This is a genomic window from Haloarcula amylolytica, from assembly GCF_049705545.1.
GTDB lineage: Archaea > Halobacteriota > Halobacteria > Halobacteriales > Haloarculaceae > Haloarcula > Haloarcula amylolytica_B.
This window is the reverse complement of sequence record NZ_JBNAMU010000001.1, coordinates 2,125,024-2,139,920: the sequence shown is the minus strand read 5'-3', so window position 1 is coordinate 2,139,920 and position 14,897 is coordinate 2,125,024. Positions and strand designations below refer to the sequence as shown.

16 protein-coding genes are annotated in these 14,897 nt (G+C 65.8%); 11 read left to right on the top strand and 5 right to left on the bottom strand.

All coding sequences use genetic code 11. The annotated features are described in order from the left end of the window. Positions 1 to 56 precede the first annotated feature (56 nt). The 6 genes from ACOZ4H_RS11240 (at position 57) to ACOZ4H_RS11215 (ending at position 5,176) form a co-directional block, all read left to right on the top strand. The gene (locus tag ACOZ4H_RS11240) at positions 57 to 854 is read left to right on the top strand and encodes a shikimate dehydrogenase (RefSeq protein ID WP_424329358.1); all 798 of its coding nucleotides are present in this window, start codon (positions 57 to 59) and stop codon (positions 852 to 854) included. Between the two features lie 50 nt (positions 855 to 904). Continuing rightward, a complete protein-coding gene (locus tag ACOZ4H_RS11235) occupies positions 905 to 1,522 on the top strand; it encodes a helix-hairpin-helix domain-containing protein (RefSeq protein WP_424329357.1) in 618 nt (205 codons plus the stop codon). Positions 1,523 to 1,608: 86 nt separating this feature from the next. After that, complete coding sequence (gene pabB / locus ACOZ4H_RS11230) at positions 1,609 to 3,078, top strand: aminodeoxychorismate synthase, component I (RefSeq protein ID WP_424329356.1); 1,470 nt, start codon at positions 1,609 to 1,611, stop codon at positions 3,076 to 3,078. Beyond that, positions 3,075 to 3,824 carry an anthranilate synthase component II gene (locus ACOZ4H_RS11225; RefSeq protein WP_424329355.1) on the top strand — a complete coding sequence of 250 codons (750 nt, stop codon included), beginning with the start codon at positions 3,075 to 3,077 and terminating at the stop codon, positions 3,822 to 3,824. The genes pabB and ACOZ4H_RS11225 overlap by 4 nt, the downstream gene beginning before the upstream one ends. Beyond that, the gene (locus tag ACOZ4H_RS11220; RefSeq protein ID WP_424329354.1) at positions 3,809 to 4,681 is read left to right on the top strand and encodes an aminotransferase class IV; all 873 of its coding nucleotides are present in this window, start codon (positions 3,809 to 3,811) and stop codon (positions 4,679 to 4,681) included. Before ACOZ4H_RS11225 ends, ACOZ4H_RS11220 begins: the two co-directional genes overlap by 16 nt. Positions 4,682 to 4,759: 78 nt before the next feature. After that, the gene (locus ACOZ4H_RS11215) at positions 4,760 to 5,176 is read left to right on the top strand and encodes a Rieske (2Fe-2S) protein (protein ID WP_424329353.1); all 417 of its coding nucleotides are present in this window, start codon (positions 4,760 to 4,762) and stop codon (positions 5,174 to 5,176) included. A 27-nt stretch (positions 5,177 to 5,203) separates the two neighbouring features. Here the strand turns inward: ACOZ4H_RS11215 and ACOZ4H_RS11210 are convergent, their stop codons facing one another. Then, on the bottom strand, positions 5,204 to 5,494 hold the full coding sequence (locus ACOZ4H_RS11210) for a transcriptional regulator (RefSeq protein ID WP_424329352.1): 291 nt from the start codon (positions 5,492 to 5,494) through the stop codon (positions 5,204 to 5,206). 128 nt (positions 5,495 to 5,622) lie between these two features. Between ACOZ4H_RS11210 and ACOZ4H_RS11205 the strand changes: the two genes are divergently transcribed. Beyond that, positions 5,623 to 6,489 (top strand): universal stress protein, encoded by an 867-nt coding sequence (locus ACOZ4H_RS11205; RefSeq protein ID WP_424329351.1) that lies wholly within the window; start codon positions 5,623 to 5,625, stop codon positions 6,487 to 6,489. A gap of 73 nt (positions 6,490 to 6,562) precedes the next feature. Here ACOZ4H_RS11205 and ACOZ4H_RS11200 read toward each other — a convergent pair whose 3' ends face one another. Next, positions 6,563 to 7,198, bottom strand: a complete 636-nt coding sequence (locus ACOZ4H_RS11200) for an FAD-dependent oxidoreductase (RefSeq protein WP_424329350.1) — start codon at positions 7,196 to 7,198, stop codon at positions 6,563 to 6,565. A 204-nt stretch (positions 7,199 to 7,402) separates the two neighbouring features. On the opposite strand from ACOZ4H_RS11200, the gene ACOZ4H_RS11195 reads away from it, so the two are divergent. From ACOZ4H_RS11195 to ACOZ4H_RS11180, 4 genes are all read left to right on the top strand, one after another. Continuing rightward, positions 7,403 to 9,163, top strand: a complete 1,761-nt coding sequence (locus ACOZ4H_RS11195) for a 2-oxoacid:acceptor oxidoreductase subunit alpha (protein WP_424329349.1) — start codon at positions 7,403 to 7,405, stop codon at positions 9,161 to 9,163. After that, positions 9,160 to 10,023, top strand: a complete 864-nt coding sequence (locus ACOZ4H_RS11190) for a 2-oxoacid:ferredoxin oxidoreductase subunit beta (RefSeq protein WP_014040224.1) — start codon at positions 9,160 to 9,162, stop codon at positions 10,021 to 10,023. Before ACOZ4H_RS11195 ends, ACOZ4H_RS11190 begins: the two co-directional genes overlap by 4 nt. Positions 10,024 to 10,331: 308 nt before the next feature. Further along, a complete protein-coding gene (locus ACOZ4H_RS11185) occupies positions 10,332 to 11,117 on the top strand; it encodes a methyltransferase domain-containing protein (protein WP_424329348.1) in 786 nt (261 codons plus the stop codon). Between the two features lie 99 nt (positions 11,118 to 11,216). Further along, positions 11,217 to 12,587 (top strand): cryptochrome/photolyase family protein, encoded by a 1,371-nt coding sequence (locus tag ACOZ4H_RS11180; protein WP_424330362.1) that lies wholly within the window; start codon positions 11,217 to 11,219, stop codon positions 12,585 to 12,587. 5 nt (positions 12,588 to 12,592) lie between these two features. On the opposite strand, the gene ACOZ4H_RS11175 is transcribed toward ACOZ4H_RS11180, so the two are convergent. The 3 genes from ACOZ4H_RS11175 to ACOZ4H_RS11165 form a co-directional block, all read right to left on the bottom strand. Further along, complete coding sequence (locus tag ACOZ4H_RS11175; protein ID WP_424329347.1) at positions 12,593 to 13,078, bottom strand: metal-dependent hydrolase; 486 nt, start codon at positions 13,076 to 13,078, stop codon at positions 12,593 to 12,595. After that, complete coding sequence (locus ACOZ4H_RS11170; RefSeq protein WP_424329346.1) at positions 13,078 to 13,626, bottom strand: hypothetical protein; 549 nt, start codon at positions 13,624 to 13,626, stop codon at positions 13,078 to 13,080. Before ACOZ4H_RS11170 ends, ACOZ4H_RS11175 begins: the two co-directional genes overlap by 1 nt. A gap of 68 nt (positions 13,627 to 13,694) precedes the next feature. Next, on the bottom strand, positions 13,695 to 14,864 hold the full coding sequence (locus ACOZ4H_RS11165) for a hypothetical protein (protein WP_424329345.1): 1,170 nt from the start codon (positions 14,862 to 14,864) through the stop codon (positions 13,695 to 13,697). Positions 14,865 to 14,897 lie beyond the last annotated feature (33 nt).

The following is a 14,897-nucleotide window of genomic DNA, read 5'->3' as shown; positions in this document are numbered from 1 at the left end:
CCGGGCGCCCGCGCGAGAGCGTGGCGTTCATACGACCGGGGCGCGCTGGCGTTGATATGGACGTTTACGGACTCATCGGAAACCCGGTCGGGCACTCGCTGTCGCCGCCGATGCACGAGGCGGGCTACGAGGCACTGGGGCTCGACGCGCGTTATGTCACGTTCGAACCGGCGGCTGCCGCCGGTGCCGAAGCCATCGAAGCGGCAGAGACGCTCGGGGTTGACGGCCTCAACGTTACCATCCCGTTCAAGCAGGACGTGCTCGACGCCGTCGATCCCACGCCGCTCGCCGAGCGCATCGGCGCGGTCAACACCGTCGATTTCGCGGGTGGGACGCCGACGGGCTACAACACCGACGCTGTCGGCGCAGTCCGAGCGCTGGAACACCACGACGTGTCGCTGGCCGGCACGGCGGTCGTCGTCGGTGCCGGCGGCGCGGGGCGAGCGGTCGCGTTCGGCCTCGCCGACGAGGGGCTGTCAGTCCGGATCGCGAACCGCACCGAATCGAAAGCCGTCGGGCTCGCTGATGAGGTCCCGGACGCGACCGGCCACGGGCTCGACTCACTCCCTGATCTGCTTGCGGACGCTGCTATCCTCGTCAACTGCACCAGCGTGGGTATGGAAGAAGACGAAACGCCAGTCCCCGCTGACGCGCTACACAGCGATCTCGCGGTGCTCGATGCGGTGTACACGCCGGTCGAGACCCGTCTGCTACAGGACGCGGCGGCCGCGGGCGCGACGACGGTCGACGGCGCGTGGATGCTCCTGTATCAGGGGGTTGAAGCGTTTGAACGCTGGACCGGCGAAGAGGCGCCCATAGACCGGATGAACAGGCAATTGCGCGAGCACCTGTAGCGAAACTGCCACCAGCAAGAGATTTGTGTTGTGGATAAATACGTTCACGTATGGGTCTGCTTCAGAAATTGAAATCCGCTCTCGGGCTTGATGGGACTGGGTCATCCACGTCGGGAACCAATCGCGACGTGGACGTGACCGTCGAGCGAGAGCCCTCTACTGAAGACGAAGACGCTGTCAAGGGGACGAACACCGCGACGACTACTGAGGCCCACACGTCCGACACCGCGGACGGGGCCGGTACCGAATCGGGGGATGGGAGTGATACATCCACTCAGGCGGACGACCTGGAGACTGCGGCGTCGCCGACTACGACTGACGACGAATCGGCATCTGCGACCGATGATTCTACCACGGAGGCCGAACCAGAAACAGCGGTCGACGACGAGGACAGCGATTCGGATGTCTCGACTGCTGCGGAATCGGCCGAGACCGACGAGGAGCCGGCCGAATCCGACGAGGAACCGGCCGAAACCGATGACGAAGGGAGCACCGCCCCCGTTACGGATATCAAGGGCATCGGTCCCGCCTACGCCGACCGGCTCGCCGATATCGGTATCGAGACCGTGGGCGAACTGGCCGCCGCGGATGCGGCCGACATCGCCGCGGACACCGACCTTTCCGAGAGCCGCGTTTCGGGCTGGATCGAGCGGGCCCAGGACCACTGACCCCCGTCTTTTCGAGTGCCGGACGGCGGTGCCGCGGACTCGCCGAACCGCAAGGGAATTAGTCGCCGCAGTGCTTTCGTTCTGTAATGCCATCGGTCGAGACCGACCGGACCGCGTTCACGGACCTCGTAGCCGGCGCGCCCCCGGGGGCCCGCGTCCCCGTCGAGGTCACGGTGACCGTCGAGGACCCGTTTCTCGCGTACCGCCGGGCGCGCGACGAGACTGGCGGCGTGTATCTGGCGACCACCGGCGGCCAGTCGGGCTGGGGCTATTTCGGGACGGCCCCGGCGGACTTCCGCGAGGTCGATCCGAGAGAGGGCGGAACTCTCGCCGCGCTGACCGAGTTCCTCGACGGAGAGCAACTGGTCCGGGGTGACTGTGACGTGCCGTATCCTTGCGGAGCCGTCGGGTGGCTCTCCTACGACGTGGCGCGGGAACTGGAGTCACTGCCCGATAGCGCCGACGCCGACCGCGCGCTCCCGAACCTGCAGGTGGCCCGCTACGACCGCTTCGCCGCCTGGAAAGAACCCCGCGGTGAGTCGGTGACGCTGCGCGTGACGGCCTGTCCACGGGTCGGCGACTTCGAGACGCCCGAACTGGCCTACGAGTTCGGCAAGCAACACGCCCTGGACCTGGCCCGGGCGGCGGTGCAGGGCGACCCCGACGTCGACGAACCGCGGATCGAGACCGACGAAGCGACCTTCGAGAGCGACTGCACGCGCGAAGACTTCGCCGAGCGGGTCCGAACAGTGAAGCAGTACATCCGCGACGGCGACACGTTCCAGGCGAACGTCTCGCAGCGCCTCCACGCACCTGCGGCGGTCCATCCGGTCGAGGCCTTCGACGCGCTTCGAACGGTGAATCCAGCGCCGTACTCCGCTCTGCTCGAGTTCCCCGGTGTCGACCTCGTCAGTGCCAGCCCGGAACTCCTCCTGCACCGCGAGGGCGACCGGATCGAGACCGAACCCATCGCCGGCACCCGCCCGCGGGGCGAGACGCCCGAGTCCGACGACCGACTGGAGGCGGACCTGCTCGACGACGAGAAGGAGCGGGCCGAACACGCGATGCTCGTCGATCTGGAGCGCAACGACCTCGGGAAAGTCAGCGAGTTCGGCAGCGTCGAGGTGTCTGATTACCGGCGCGTCGACCGCTACTCCGAGGTGATGCACCTCGTCTCGGTCGTCGAGGGACGGCTCCGCGACGGCGCGACCCTGGAAGACGCCATCGCCGCGGTGTTCCCCGGCGGGACCATCACCGGCGCGCCCAAACCCCGGACGATGGAGATCATCGACGAGGTGGAGGCGACCCGGCGGGGACCCTACACCGGCTCTATCGGCCTGTTCGGCTTCGACGGCCGCGCGACGCTGAACATCGTCATCAGGACCCTCGTCCGGTACGCCGAGGAGTACCACCTCCGTGTCGGCGCGGGCATCGTTCACGATTCGGACCCGGACAGCGAGTACCAGGAGACGCTGGACAAGGGCCGCGCGCTGGTCAACGCCGTCGACGAGGCGCTCGGGAAGCGTGTCGACCTGGCGATGGAGGAGCAGCAATGAGCGGCCGTCGTGGCAGCGGGGGCAGCGGCGATATCGGCAACAACGCCGGGGATGGCCCGGCGACAGACTCGCTGGCTCCGACCGTGCTCGTCGTCGACAACTACGACTCCTTCGCGTACAACCTCGTCCAGTACGTCGGTGAGGTGGTGCTCCGGCTCGGCGGGACCGAGGACGACGTGATCGTCCGGCGCAACGACGCCATCGACGTTGAGGGCGTCGAAAAGATGGACCCCGACGGAATCGTCGTCTCGCCGGGGCCGGGGACGCCCGAGGACGCCGGCGTCTCGATGCCGATCTTCGAGGAGCTGGACTACCCGACGCTGGGCGTCTGTCTCGGTCATCAGGCGCTGTGTGCGGCCAACGGCGCGCCCGTCGGTCACGCCGAGGCAGTCGTCCACGGCAAATCATCGTCGGTTACCCACGACGGCACCGGCGTGTTCGAGGACCTGCCGGACCCCGTCGAGGTGGGTCGGTACCACTCGCTCGCGGTCGACCGCGAGGACCTCCCCGACGTGCTGACCGAGACGGCGTACACCGTCAGCGACGACGGCTCCAAGAACGCCGCTGCGACGGCAGGATCGCCCGAACCTGCCACCACCGAGGGCACGGACGAGTCCCGGGTCGTCATGGGCGTCCGCCACAGCGACCGCCCGCACATCGGCGTCCAGTTCCATCCCGAAAGCATTCTGACCGACCACGGCAAGACCATGATCGAGAACTTCTGTCTCCTATGCAATACCACGTAGACGGGGCGCTCGTCCCCGAAGACGAGGCGACGGTGTCAGTGCGCGACCGCGGGTTCATGTACGGCGACGCGGCGTTCGAAACGCTCCGGGCCTACGGCGGCGAGCCGTTCCGGTGGGACGCCCACCGCGAGCGCCTCCAGCGGACGGCCGAGACGCTGGGGTTTGCCGACGCCGTGCCCGATGACCTCCGGGAGCGCGTCGACGAGACGCTCGCGGCCAACGATCTCGACGAGGCGTACGTCCGGCTGTCGGTCACGCGGGGCGTCCAGCCCGGGAAGCTCACCCCCGGAGCCGACGTCGACCCGACGGTCGTCGTCATCTGCAAGGGGCTCCCGAGGGGCGGGCTGGACGGCGAGCGCGTCTGGGACGAGCCAGCGTCGGTCCAGACGGTCCGGACCCGGCGGATTCCGGGCGAGGCCGTCCCGGCGGACGCGAAGACCCACAACTACCTCAACGGGATTCTCGGCCGCCTCGAACTCCGAAAGGCCGCCGCGGGCGGCGAGCCCGCCGACGAGTGTCTCATCCGGGACATGGACGGCAATCTGGCCGAGGGAGCGACGAGCAACCTCTTTTTCGTCACGGACAACGGCCTCCGGACGCCGAGTACGGACCTCGACCTACTGCCGGGAGTCACCCGCGACGCGGTGATGGACATCGCTCGCGGCGAGGAGTTCCCCGTCGAGACCGGCCACTACTCGCTCGATGCCCTGCGTGACGCCGACGAGGCGTTTCTCACTAACTCGACCTGGGAGATCCGCCCCATTGCGACCGTCGATGGCATCTCCGTTGGCACCGGACCGATGACAAAACTCCTTCAGCGACTGTTCGACGAGCGAATCGAGGAGCGGCACTACTGATCGGACACCCCCCGATTCGAACGAGGCCACGCTGAAAACGCCGGTTTGAAACGCCTGATTCCCGTACAACTGCGTAGCATGGATGAGGACAGCCGTATTGTCGCGCTGGATGAAGTGCCTGACGACGGCACCTTTCTGTTCACTGTTCGCGACGGCTTCGACACGAAGGAAGCGATTATCGTCGAGTTGTCCGACGCCGTCGTCGCGTTCGAGAACTACTGTCCCCACTGGACGGACGTCCGGCTCGACAAGGGCAGTGGGGCGACAGTTCGTAACGGGGAACTAGTGTGTGAGAAACACGGGGCGACGTTCGAATCAGATTCGGGGCTGTGCAACTACGGCCCCTGCGAGGGAGCGGTTCTGGAGGAAGTCTCGATCACCACCGAGGACGGCGTCGTCTATCTTACCGACGAGCGTTACGAGTTTGAAAACCAGGGGCCTTCGGGCGACCACGACCGCTCCTCGCGCGGTCGCATCGGCTTCTCAGGGAACTAGGCGGACGGGACCCGCTATCGCCCGGCCTCAGCTTATTCGGTACGCCGGCTCCGAGACGGCCTCGCATTTACACTCCGGACACCGGCTCGGTCGGTTTGTCAGGTCGTCGAAGTCCGTGAAGCCACACTCCTCACACTCCGGTGGGGCAACGAGAAGCTCTTCGTCGGTCGAGTCCAGGGACTTCGCGATGTGTTCTACGTGTGTGAGCGCGTCGCTCGTCTGTATTTCGAACGTGTTCGCGATTGTCCCGGCGGCCATCGCCTCGTCGCGTAGTTGGTCAGCGATGCGCTGGCGCGTCGTCCGACTTGCCTCGCGCATGGGAGGAGTTCGCATCCGACTGTTATAGGCTTTGTTCTACTCTCACGACGCCGGAGTGGTGCTCTCCCATTCTGTTTCTGTCTCAGCCACGATAATTTATCACCGTCGGCGGTAAATAGCGACACCCGATGTTCGACAGTATCCTCGTTCCGACCGACGGAAGCCCCGGCTCCGAGCGCGCGTTCGAGGTCGCCGCGACGCTTGCCAGCACTCACGACGCAGCCATCCACGTCCTCTCGGTCGTAGACGAGCACGGTCCCACGGACGACTGGGACTACGACGACGACTCTCCGGCAGAAGCCTTCATCGAGTCGCAGGCCGACCACGTCGACACCGCTGGCCTGTCCGTCACCCCCGCCGTCCGCGAGGGGGTCGTCCACGACGAGGTTCTCGACTACGCCGACGAGACCGATATCGACCTCATCGTCATGGGGACTCACGGCCGCACTGGCGTCCGGCGGTTCCTGCTCGGCAGCGTCACGGAAAAGGTCGTCCGCCTCGCCGATGTGCCTGTCCTCTCTGTCAAAGCCGACGCCGAGCCGGGGACCGTCTCGTTCGACGACATTCTGCTACCGACCGACGGCAGTAGCGGCGCGGAGGCAGCCATCGAGCCGACGGGCGCGCTCGCCAGCGAGACCGACGCGACAGTCCATCTCGTCTCGGTCGTGGACACGCGGTCACTGGGCATCGATGTCGGGTCCACCGTTATCGTCGACGAACTGGAGTCAGTCGCGACGGATGCCGTTGAGAATGCGGCCGACCGGCTTTCCGGGATGGGCGTCGAGGCCGTCGAGACAGCCGTCTCTCACGGCATTCCCTATCGAGCTATCCTCGACGCCATCGAAGACGCCGATGCCGACCTCGTCGTCATCGGAACCCACGGTCGCACCGGCATCGACCGCTACCTCCTCGGCAGCGTTGCGGAGAAACTCGTCCGTACCTCGCCGGTTCCGGTGATGACCGTCCGGGCGGCGGACGCTGGCGACGAGCGCTAACACAACCATCAACAGTCTGTTACCGGAGTCACGACCTGTCGGCGAGACGCCGCTCCAACGGCGGTCGGCCGCCCTACCCGAAGTTCTCGACCTTCGCGTCGTCGGTGCTGACACCGGCGGTTTCGAGCGCTTCCGTGGCGGCATCGAGGAAGTCCGCGAAGCCGTAGATGAACACCTGGCCGCCGTCCTCGACGGCCTCGGCCACTGGCTCGACGAGCGATTCGTCGCTGTCGATGACTGAAATAAGCGCTCCAGCATCCCGAAGCGCGTCCAGTCGGTCCTCGTGGACCGGCGCATCGTCCTGATACACGACAGCAGCCTCGTTGCCGTCGTCCAGCGCACGCTCGGCGATACCGACCGCCGGGCCGACACCAGGACCGCCGGCGAGGACGACAACGCGGCTCTCGCCCTCGTAGTAATCCGAACCGAACGGCCCAGCGATACGGACGCCGTCACCCGCTTCGAGCGCGCCGAGTTGGGGGGCCAACTCGCCGTCGGGGTCGATGCCGACGGTGATCTCGAACGCCTCTTCCACCGTCGGCGAGGAGATGGTGTAGAACCGCGAGATGTCCTCCCCGTCAACGGTCAGTGTCAGTTTGACGAACTGACCTGGCTGTGCGTCGAATGCGTCCGGTGTCTCGAAATCAATCGCCACGGTGTCTGGTCCGACGTCTCGGACGCCCACCACGTCGAGCACGCGTTCGTCCATACTCGGGAGTTGCCGTGACCGGCCAAGGGGGTTACGGTCGCCACACGTTCTGGCATGCTGAAAGGACAGCCGGCGGGGTCCGGGATACAGGAAACATCGGTCGTTTGCATACGAATTCTACCGGTATTCACTCGGAAACGAGTTGCCCGCACGCGGGCGGTTACGGAAGGCTTTTCCTACCACGCTGGCTACCCGTGCGATATAATGCCAGAGGACCTGAACTGGGCCATCGGCGGTGAAGCCGGCGATGGAATCGACTCCACCGGCAAGATTTTCGCGCAGGCACTCTCCCGGGCTGGTCGACACGTCTTCACCTCAAAGGACTTCGCCTCCCGCATCCGCGGCGGGTACACTGCCTACAAGGTACGGACGTCAGTCGACCGGGTCGAGAGTGTCGTTGACCGCCTGGACATCCTGATCGCACTCACCGAGCGCACGATCCACGAGAACGAGGACGAGCTCCACGAGGACTCCGTCATCATCTACGACGGCGAGCGCTCGACGATGCAGGACGTTGAAGTTCCCGGCGACGCGACGGCGCTCGAAGTACCGCTGAAACGGCTCGCCGAGGACGCTGGTGGGGCCATCATGCTCAACGTCGTCGCGCTGGGCGCGGCGTGTGAGGTCACCGGCTTCCCCATCGAGAACCTCGACGAGAGCCTCGAAAAGCGCTTCGGCGACAAGGGCGAGGCCATCGTCGAGAACAACAAGGAAGCCGCCCGGAAGGGCCAGCACTACGTCCAGGAGGAGTACGGCGAGTTCGACTACGACATGGAGACGACCGACGAAGACTACGTCCTGCTGAACGGTGACGAAGCCATCGGCATGGGCGCTATCGCTGCCGGCTGTCGCTTCTACGCCGGCTACCCCATCACCCCCGCGACGGACGTGATGGAGTACATGACCGGCCGCGTCGACCAGTTCGGCGGCAAGGTCGTCCAGGCCGAGGACGAACTGTCCGCTATCAACATGGCGCTTGGCGCGGCCCGCGCCGGTGCCCGAGCCATGACCGCCACGTCCGGCCCGGGCATCGACCTGATGACCGAGACGTTCGGGCTTGTCGCCACCAGCGAGACGCCGCTGGTCATCTGTGACGTGATGCGCTCCGGTCCCTCGACCGGAATGCCGACCAAACAGGAGCAGGGCGACCTCAACATGACGCTGTACGGCGGCCACGGCGAGATTCCGCGGTTCGTCGTCGCACCGACCACCGTCTCGGAGTGTTTCTGGAAGACTGTCGAGGCGTTCAACCTCGCCGAGAAGTACCAGACGCCCGTGTTCCTCGTCTCGGACCTCGCGATGGCCGTCACCGAACAGACGTTCTCCCCCGAGACCTTCGACATGGACGAGGTCGAGGTCGAGCGCGGGAAGGTCGTCGACGAGGACGATGTCGACGCGTGGCTGGACGAGAAGGGCCGCTTCCAGGCCCACTTCGCCGCCGCCGACGGCGTCTCGCCGCGTGCGTTCCCCGGGACGGCCGACGGCGCGCACATGACGACCGGCCTCGAACACGACGAACTCGGTCGCCGGACCGAGGACACCGAGGTCCGTATCGAGCAGGTCGACAAGCGTCAGCGGAAAGTCGAGACCGCCCGCGAAGAGGAGGACTTCGACTACCGCGAGTTCGGCGACCCCGACGCCGACACGCTCGTCATCTCCTGGGGTTCCAACGAGGGAGCGCTGCGCGAGGGGCTGACGCTGCTGGAGGAGGACGGCTACGACGTGCGGTTCCTCTCGGTACCGTACATCTTCCCGCGACCGGACCTCTCAGCGGAGATAGAGGCCGCCGATGACGTCATCGTCGTCGAATGTAACGCCACGGGACAGTTCGCGGACGTCATCGAACACGACGTCCTCGAACGGGTCCAGCGCATCAACAAGTACAACGGCGTGCGGTTCAAGGCAGACGAACTGGCGACAGAGATCAAGCAAACGCTTGACACACCCGCGGAGGCAACACAATGAGTTCCGACGTTCGCTTCACAGACTTCAAATCCGACAAGCAACCGACCTGGTGTCCCGGCTGCGGTGACTTCGGGACGATGAACGGCATGATGAAGGCGCTGGCGGAGACGGGCAACGACCCGGACAACACCTTCATCGTCGCCGGTATCGGCTGTTCCGGCAAGATCGGGACGTACATGCACAGCTACGCGCTCCACGGCGTCCACGGCCGCGCCCTGCCGGTGGGCATCGGCGTGAAGATGGCCAACCCGGACCTCGAAGTGATGGTCTCGGGCGGCGACGGCGACGGGTACTCCATCGGTGCCGGCCACTTCATCCACGCTGTCCGCCGGAACGTCGACATGAGCTACGTCGTGATGGACAACCGCATCTACGGGCTGACGAAGGGGCAGGCCTCGCCGACCTCGCGCGAGGACTTCGAGACCTCCACGTCGCCCGACGGCCCGAACCAGCCGCCGGTCAACCCGAAGGCGCTGGCGCTGGCCTCCGGTGCCACGTTCATCGCGCAGTCGTTCTCCTCGAACGCACAGCGCCACGCCGAGATCGTCAAGCAGGCCGTCGAACACGACGGCTTCGGCTTCGTCAACGTCTACTCGCCGTGTGTGACGTTCAACGACGTGGACACCTACGACTACTTCCGCGACGCCATCGTCGACCTCGACGAGACCGACCACGACCCGTCCGACCGCGACCAGGCCAAGGACAAGATCCTCGAAAGCGAGAAGGAGTACATGGGCGTCCTCTACCAGGACGAGGACTCCGTCCCCTTCGAGGAACGCGAAGGCGTCGAAGGCTCGATGGCCGAGATCCCCGACGGCGCGCCCGAGGGCGCGATGGACCTCGTCCGCGAGTTCTACTAGACCACCTTTTTTCGTCAGGTTCGTACGCCGCGACGCGGCGTGCGTACCACTTCTCGAAAAACGTGGTCTTGCTGAGCGAAGCGAAGCAAGGCTCGGGAGAGCTCTGCTCTCCCGGTGGCGAAAAACGCGACTTCGCGGCGACGCCGCGAAGTCGTGAAACGGCGGCCTGCGGCCGCCGTATGCTTGCGGTTGCGTCTTGACCGCTGACAGCGACGTTTTCTCAGTATTAGATCCCGGGGCCGAGTTGAGTCGAGTGCACCGCTACCGAATGGTTTCATTTATGACATCTGAGCGAACAGTGTACGGGGATGGGCGGAACACTCGACTACGACGAAGCGGAAGCCCGGCAAGAGGAAGCGATATATAGAACGCCGGCAGCGGTGGCGCGCCGGGAGCGAGTCCGGGACCTGTTCGCGCCCGAGCCGGGCGACGAGGTTCTCTCTATCGGCTGTGGGCCGGGCTTTGAGCCGGCGGAGATCGGCTGGGCGGTCGGCAATGCGGGACATGTTCACGGTATCGACCGGAGCAAGGCGATGCTCGAACTCTCCCGAGCGCGCTGTGCCCCGCTACCGCAGGTGACCCTATCACAGGGAAACGCCGATGCCCTCCCAGTGGCCGACGAATCGGCTGACGCGGCCGTTGCGGTGCAGGTGTTCGAGTACCTCGAAACAGTTGCTTCGGCTGTTTCGGAACTGGCCCGAGTTCTGCGGCCCGGCGGGACAGCCGTCGTCTGTGACGCCGACTTTTCCTCGCTGGTGTGGCGCAGCCCCAGCCCCGAGCGAATGGCGCGCGTTCTCGATGCCTTCGACGATCACTGCCCGCACCCACGGCTGGGCTCCCACCTCGCCCCGCATCTCCGCGGGGCCGGACTGACGATTGACCGGGTCGAACCGAACGCCATCGTCAACACCAGCCTCGACGACACTTTCGCGGCCCACCTCATGGCGTTTATCGAAAACTACGCGGCCGACCACGAAGCTATCGGGCCAACAGCGGCACAGGCCTGGGCCGATGACCTCCGAGAACAGGCGGCCCGCGGGGAGACCTTTTTCAGTTTCACGCAGTACTGCTACCTCGTCCACAAGCCCGCGTAGCGGTCTCAGTGTCCCGATCACAGACTGTGCTGTGGCCTTGATTCCCACACACAATAGAATCGGGTTCGGACCCATATGCAGGTATCCCCAATGAAAGGTATGCACGTCTTCTGGCACCAGCGGGACCTCCGGATACCGGACAACCGGGGATTGACTGCCGCCGCTGCGGACGACGAAGTGCTGCCGGTGTACGTTATCGACACAGACCTGCTGGCAAGCGTCGGGAAGCGCCAGCGGGCGTTCCTGCTGGCCGGTGTGCGAGCGCTGAAACAGGCCTATCGGGACCACGGTGGGGACTTGCTAGTCAGGAAGGGGGCCGCTGTCGATGTGCTTTCGGACGTCATCGAAGAGTACAACGCTGACCGCGTGTACTACAACGAGCATTACCGTCCCGCGCGACGCAACCGCCAACGCCGCGTCGACGACGCGCTCTCGACGAAATCGCTGACCGACCTCGTGCTGGTCGACCCGGCCGGACTTGACCGCGAGTACGAGAACCACAGCCGCTTCTACGACGACTGGCAGGCCCACCACAAGCTACCGCCGGTCGGGAGTCCGGACTCAGACTCGCTCGTCGATGTGTCGGACCCGACGACCGCCCCGATCATCGATACGAACATCGACCTGCCGACGCCCGGATACGAGGGCGCGCGAGAGCGGTACGAAAGCTTTCTCGCCGACGGTGCCGAGACCTACAACGACACCCGCGACGACATGCGGGCCGCCGTCGAGCGGCCGACCAGCGCCGTCTCGCGCATGTCGCCGTATCTCGCCGCGGGGATGATCGGCATCCGCGAGATGTGGCGCGGCGCGTCCGAACGACACACCGAGGCTACCGGTGACGCGCAGCGGAATATCCAGAAGTACCGCTACGAACTCTCCTGGCGCGAACAGAGCTACCATCTGCTGTACTACAATCCGACGCTGCTATCGGAGAACTACAAGACGTTCCCGAAGCCCATCGAGTGGGAGAACGACGCGGACGACTTCGAGGCCTGGAAGCGCGGCGAGACGGGGTATCCGCTGGTCGACGCGGGGATGCGCCAGCTCGAACGGGAGGGGTACATCCACAACCGCCCGCGCCAGAACGTCGCTTCCTTCCTCACGAAGCACCTCCTCGTCGACTGGCGCGAGGGGGCGCGACACTTCCGGAAGCGGTTGGTCGACCACGACCCCGCCAACAACGCCGCTAGCTGGCAGTGGACGGCCTCGACCGGGACGGACTCGGTGGACGTGCGCATCTTCGACCCGGTCGCACAGATGAGCAAGTACGACAGCGGGGCCGACTACGTCACCGAGTACGTGCCGGAACTGCGCGGCGTTCCGGCGGCGAAAATCGTCGACTGGCCGACGCTCTCGGACAGCGAACGCGAGGACTTAGCCCCCGAGTACCCACATCCGATCGTCGACCGGAACGCCGCCTACGAGCGCGCACAGCGCGTGTTCGAGACGGCGCTGGGGAAGCGCTGACTCGCCTACGTCCTGTACTGCACTGCGAGGGAGACCGCCACCGCGACGGCTCCGGTGACGCCGGCGAGCCAGACGTCCGTGCTCAGGTACAGCCCCGGCGTCGGCGGGTGGGACCGCGTCAGCGGCCACAGCACCTCGTAAGACTGTCCGGAGGCTTTCAGCAGGAGGGCGTCGGCGAACAGGTGGCTGGCGGCCCCGAGCGACAACAGGCCGAACACGCGCCGCCGGTCCCGGCGGTCCGCGACGACCGTGCCCACGAGGACGGCGACGAACGCGCCGCCGAGCGTGTGGACGCCAAGCCAGTCGAACGGGACCCCCAGCGCCGCCTCGACGGTCGCGGAGTCTACGAGGAGCTTGATTTTCGCCATGTCCGGGATGAACGCGCCGGCCATCCCCACGGTGACGTACTCGCCGGTGAGCCAGTCGAACCGGAGTGAGAGGAGGGTACAGAGGGTGAAGGCGATGAAAGCGTGTGACAGCAGGTCCGGCATCAGGCACGCACCTCCCGTACCCTGTCGAAGAGTGCCTGTCTCGGCGTGAGTGGCTCGTCACGCCGGCACAGTGCGCCTGTCTGCAAATCCAGCCGCCAGCCACAGATCAGCCGCCCGAGTGTCCACAGGCCGGCGAGCGCGGACACGAGGTACATCGCGGTGTAGTTCATCGCCGGCACGCTCACGCTGTTCTCCGCGGTGATGGTCCCGTCCGGACCGAACGTGCCATACACCTGCAGCGATTGGCCCTCGGCGACGGCTGTGTCGACATTCCGGACCGTGACTGTGAGCGTCCCGCTGTGGCGCTCGCCGTCGGCAGTGTAGTCGTACCCGAGGTCTATTTCGACGGGCTGGGTCCCAACGACTGTGCCGGTCACCTGGACGTAGTCGCCGACGTGGTTGTCGGGGTCCTGAGCCAGCGCATTCCCGTCGGCGTAGTCACCCACTGCGGGGTCGGGCGCGGGCGCTCCGAGGCCGACCATGAGCGCGAACAGCACAGCCAGCAATCCACAGATAGCAGCGACCCTGCCCACCCACGAGTGAAGCATTCAAACCTCGGTGCGGGCGGCGGGATATAAACTCTGGCGCTTGTGTCGGATCGCTGTCGATCGTGGCCCTACTCTGGCTTGCCAGGCAGCACGTCCGGGTCGCCCGAGCGATAGATGTACTCGACAGCGACGCCGGTCAGTGGCGAATCGGCGGCCGTCGCGTACGTCTTCGCCAGATCGAGGTACTGTTCGGTCACGTCGACGACGCGCCGATAGGCGGCTTCGTCGTCTGGCGCGAGCAGGTATTCAGCGGTGACGGGTGTCAGTTGCCCCTCCGCGCGGTCGTCGCCGTAGTCGTCCACGTCGTCGAGCCACACCTGCGCGCCGATGATGGCGAGGACGATGGCCTTCGCGAACTCGTCGTCGATGTCGAGGCCGGCCAGTCGATAGAGGTCGAGCATGCCGTCGTAGAGGACACCGACGCGCGCGTACTGGGTCTTGCTGTAGGGGAGTTCCTTCTCTGTCTCGGTGAGTGTCGCCGGCTCCTCCTCGTACTCGGCGAACTTGTACTCCCCGCGGATATCGGTCAGAGCATCGGCGTCACCATCCTCGGCCGCGGTCATCAGCTCCCGGAAGTAGCCGTCGCGGTCCTGATGGGCCTCGCTGTAGTCGACGGCCCACTGGTAGGCGTTCTCGACAACAGGCGGCATATCCTCCAACAGGCCGTCGAGGTGGGACTGTAGCGCGGACTGGGCGACCTCGGCGACGCGGCGCCGGTCGGCTTCACTCGCGTCAAAGTCAACCTCGAAATCTTCGAACTCGTCGTCGTTGATGGCGTCGCGCATGTCGCCGTCGATGAGCGCCTCGATGGAGAGGCGAGTCATCTGCTCGGCGCGGACGACCATCTCGCGGGGCGCGAGGTCCTGGGCCGGCCCCTGTTCCAGCGCCGTCTCGTCGACAGTCGGAACGCCGTCGGCGATAGCGTCGATGACGGGATCACCGGGCGCCTGCTGACGGGCGTTGCGGTAGACGTAGCCGAGCGTCAGCTGTGCTGGCAGGATGAGTTTCGTGTCGTAGGAGAACTCGACCGGACGGCCGAACTCGTCTTCGAGGGCGTCCTCGATGCGGTCGGTCACGTCGTCGACCATCGATTCGGTGCGGTCGTCGATCTCGGATTTCAGCGAGAGGCTGGCGGCGTCGAACACACCGGTGTCCGCGTAGTAGCCCAGCACCGCCCGTAGCGCCGTGGGAAGTCGCCGCCTGTCCGCGAGCACGCCCGCGCTTGTCTTGAGAACCATTGTATATCGCCCCGGGTGTTCCCGTGGTGGTAG

What these genes read in the sequence shown, in the direction of transcription:
- ACOZ4H_RS11240 (WP_424329358.1), top strand. Translation starts at nt 57, where the DNA reads ATGGACGTTTACGGACTCATCGGAAACCCGGTCGGGCACTCGCTGTCG.
- ACOZ4H_RS11235 (WP_424329357.1), top strand. Translation starts at nt 905, where the DNA reads ATGGGTCTGCTTCAGAAATTGAAATCCGCTCTCGGGCTTGATGGGACT.
- pabB (WP_424329356.1), top strand. Translation starts at nt 1,609, where the DNA reads ATGCCATCGGTCGAGACCGACCGGACCGCGTTCACGGACCTCGTAGCC.
- ACOZ4H_RS11225 (WP_424329355.1), top strand. Translation starts at nt 3,075, where the DNA reads ATGAGCGGCCGTCGTGGCAGCGGGGGCAGCGGCGATATCGGCAACAAC.
- ACOZ4H_RS11220 (WP_424329354.1), top strand. Translation starts at nt 3,809, where the DNA reads ATGCAATACCACGTAGACGGGGCGCTCGTCCCCGAAGACGAGGCGACG.
- ACOZ4H_RS11215 (WP_424329353.1), top strand. Translation starts at nt 4,760, where the DNA reads ATGGATGAGGACAGCCGTATTGTCGCGCTGGATGAAGTGCCTGACGAC.
- ACOZ4H_RS11210 (WP_424329352.1), bottom strand. Translation starts at nt 5,494, where the DNA reads ATGCGCGAGGCAAGTCGGACGACGCGCCAGCGCATCGCTGACCAACTA.
- ACOZ4H_RS11205 (WP_424329351.1), top strand. Translation starts at nt 5,623, where the DNA reads ATGTTCGACAGTATCCTCGTTCCGACCGACGGAAGCCCCGGCTCCGAG.
- ACOZ4H_RS11200 (WP_424329350.1), bottom strand. Translation starts at nt 7,198, where the DNA reads ATGGACGAACGCGTGCTCGACGTGGTGGGCGTCCGAGACGTCGGACCA.
- ACOZ4H_RS11195 (WP_424329349.1), top strand. Translation starts at nt 7,403, where the DNA reads ATGCCAGAGGACCTGAACTGGGCCATCGGCGGTGAAGCCGGCGATGGA.
- ACOZ4H_RS11190 (WP_014040224.1), top strand. Translation starts at nt 9,160, where the DNA reads ATGAGTTCCGACGTTCGCTTCACAGACTTCAAATCCGACAAGCAACCG.
- ACOZ4H_RS11185 (WP_424329348.1), top strand. Translation starts at nt 10,332, where the DNA reads ATGGGCGGAACACTCGACTACGACGAAGCGGAAGCCCGGCAAGAGGAA.
- ACOZ4H_RS11180 (WP_424330362.1), top strand. Translation starts at nt 11,217, where the DNA reads ATGCACGTCTTCTGGCACCAGCGGGACCTCCGGATACCGGACAACCGG.
- ACOZ4H_RS11175 (WP_424329347.1), bottom strand. Translation starts at nt 13,078, where the DNA reads ATGCCGGACCTGCTGTCACACGCTTTCATCGCCTTCACCCTCTGTACC.
- ACOZ4H_RS11170 (WP_424329346.1), bottom strand. Translation starts at nt 13,626, where the DNA reads ATGCTTCACTCGTGGGTGGGCAGGGTCGCTGCTATCTGTGGATTGCTG.
- ACOZ4H_RS11165 (WP_424329345.1), bottom strand. Translation starts at nt 14,864, where the DNA reads ATGGTTCTCAAGACAAGCGCGGGCGTGCTCGCGGACAGGCGGCGACTT.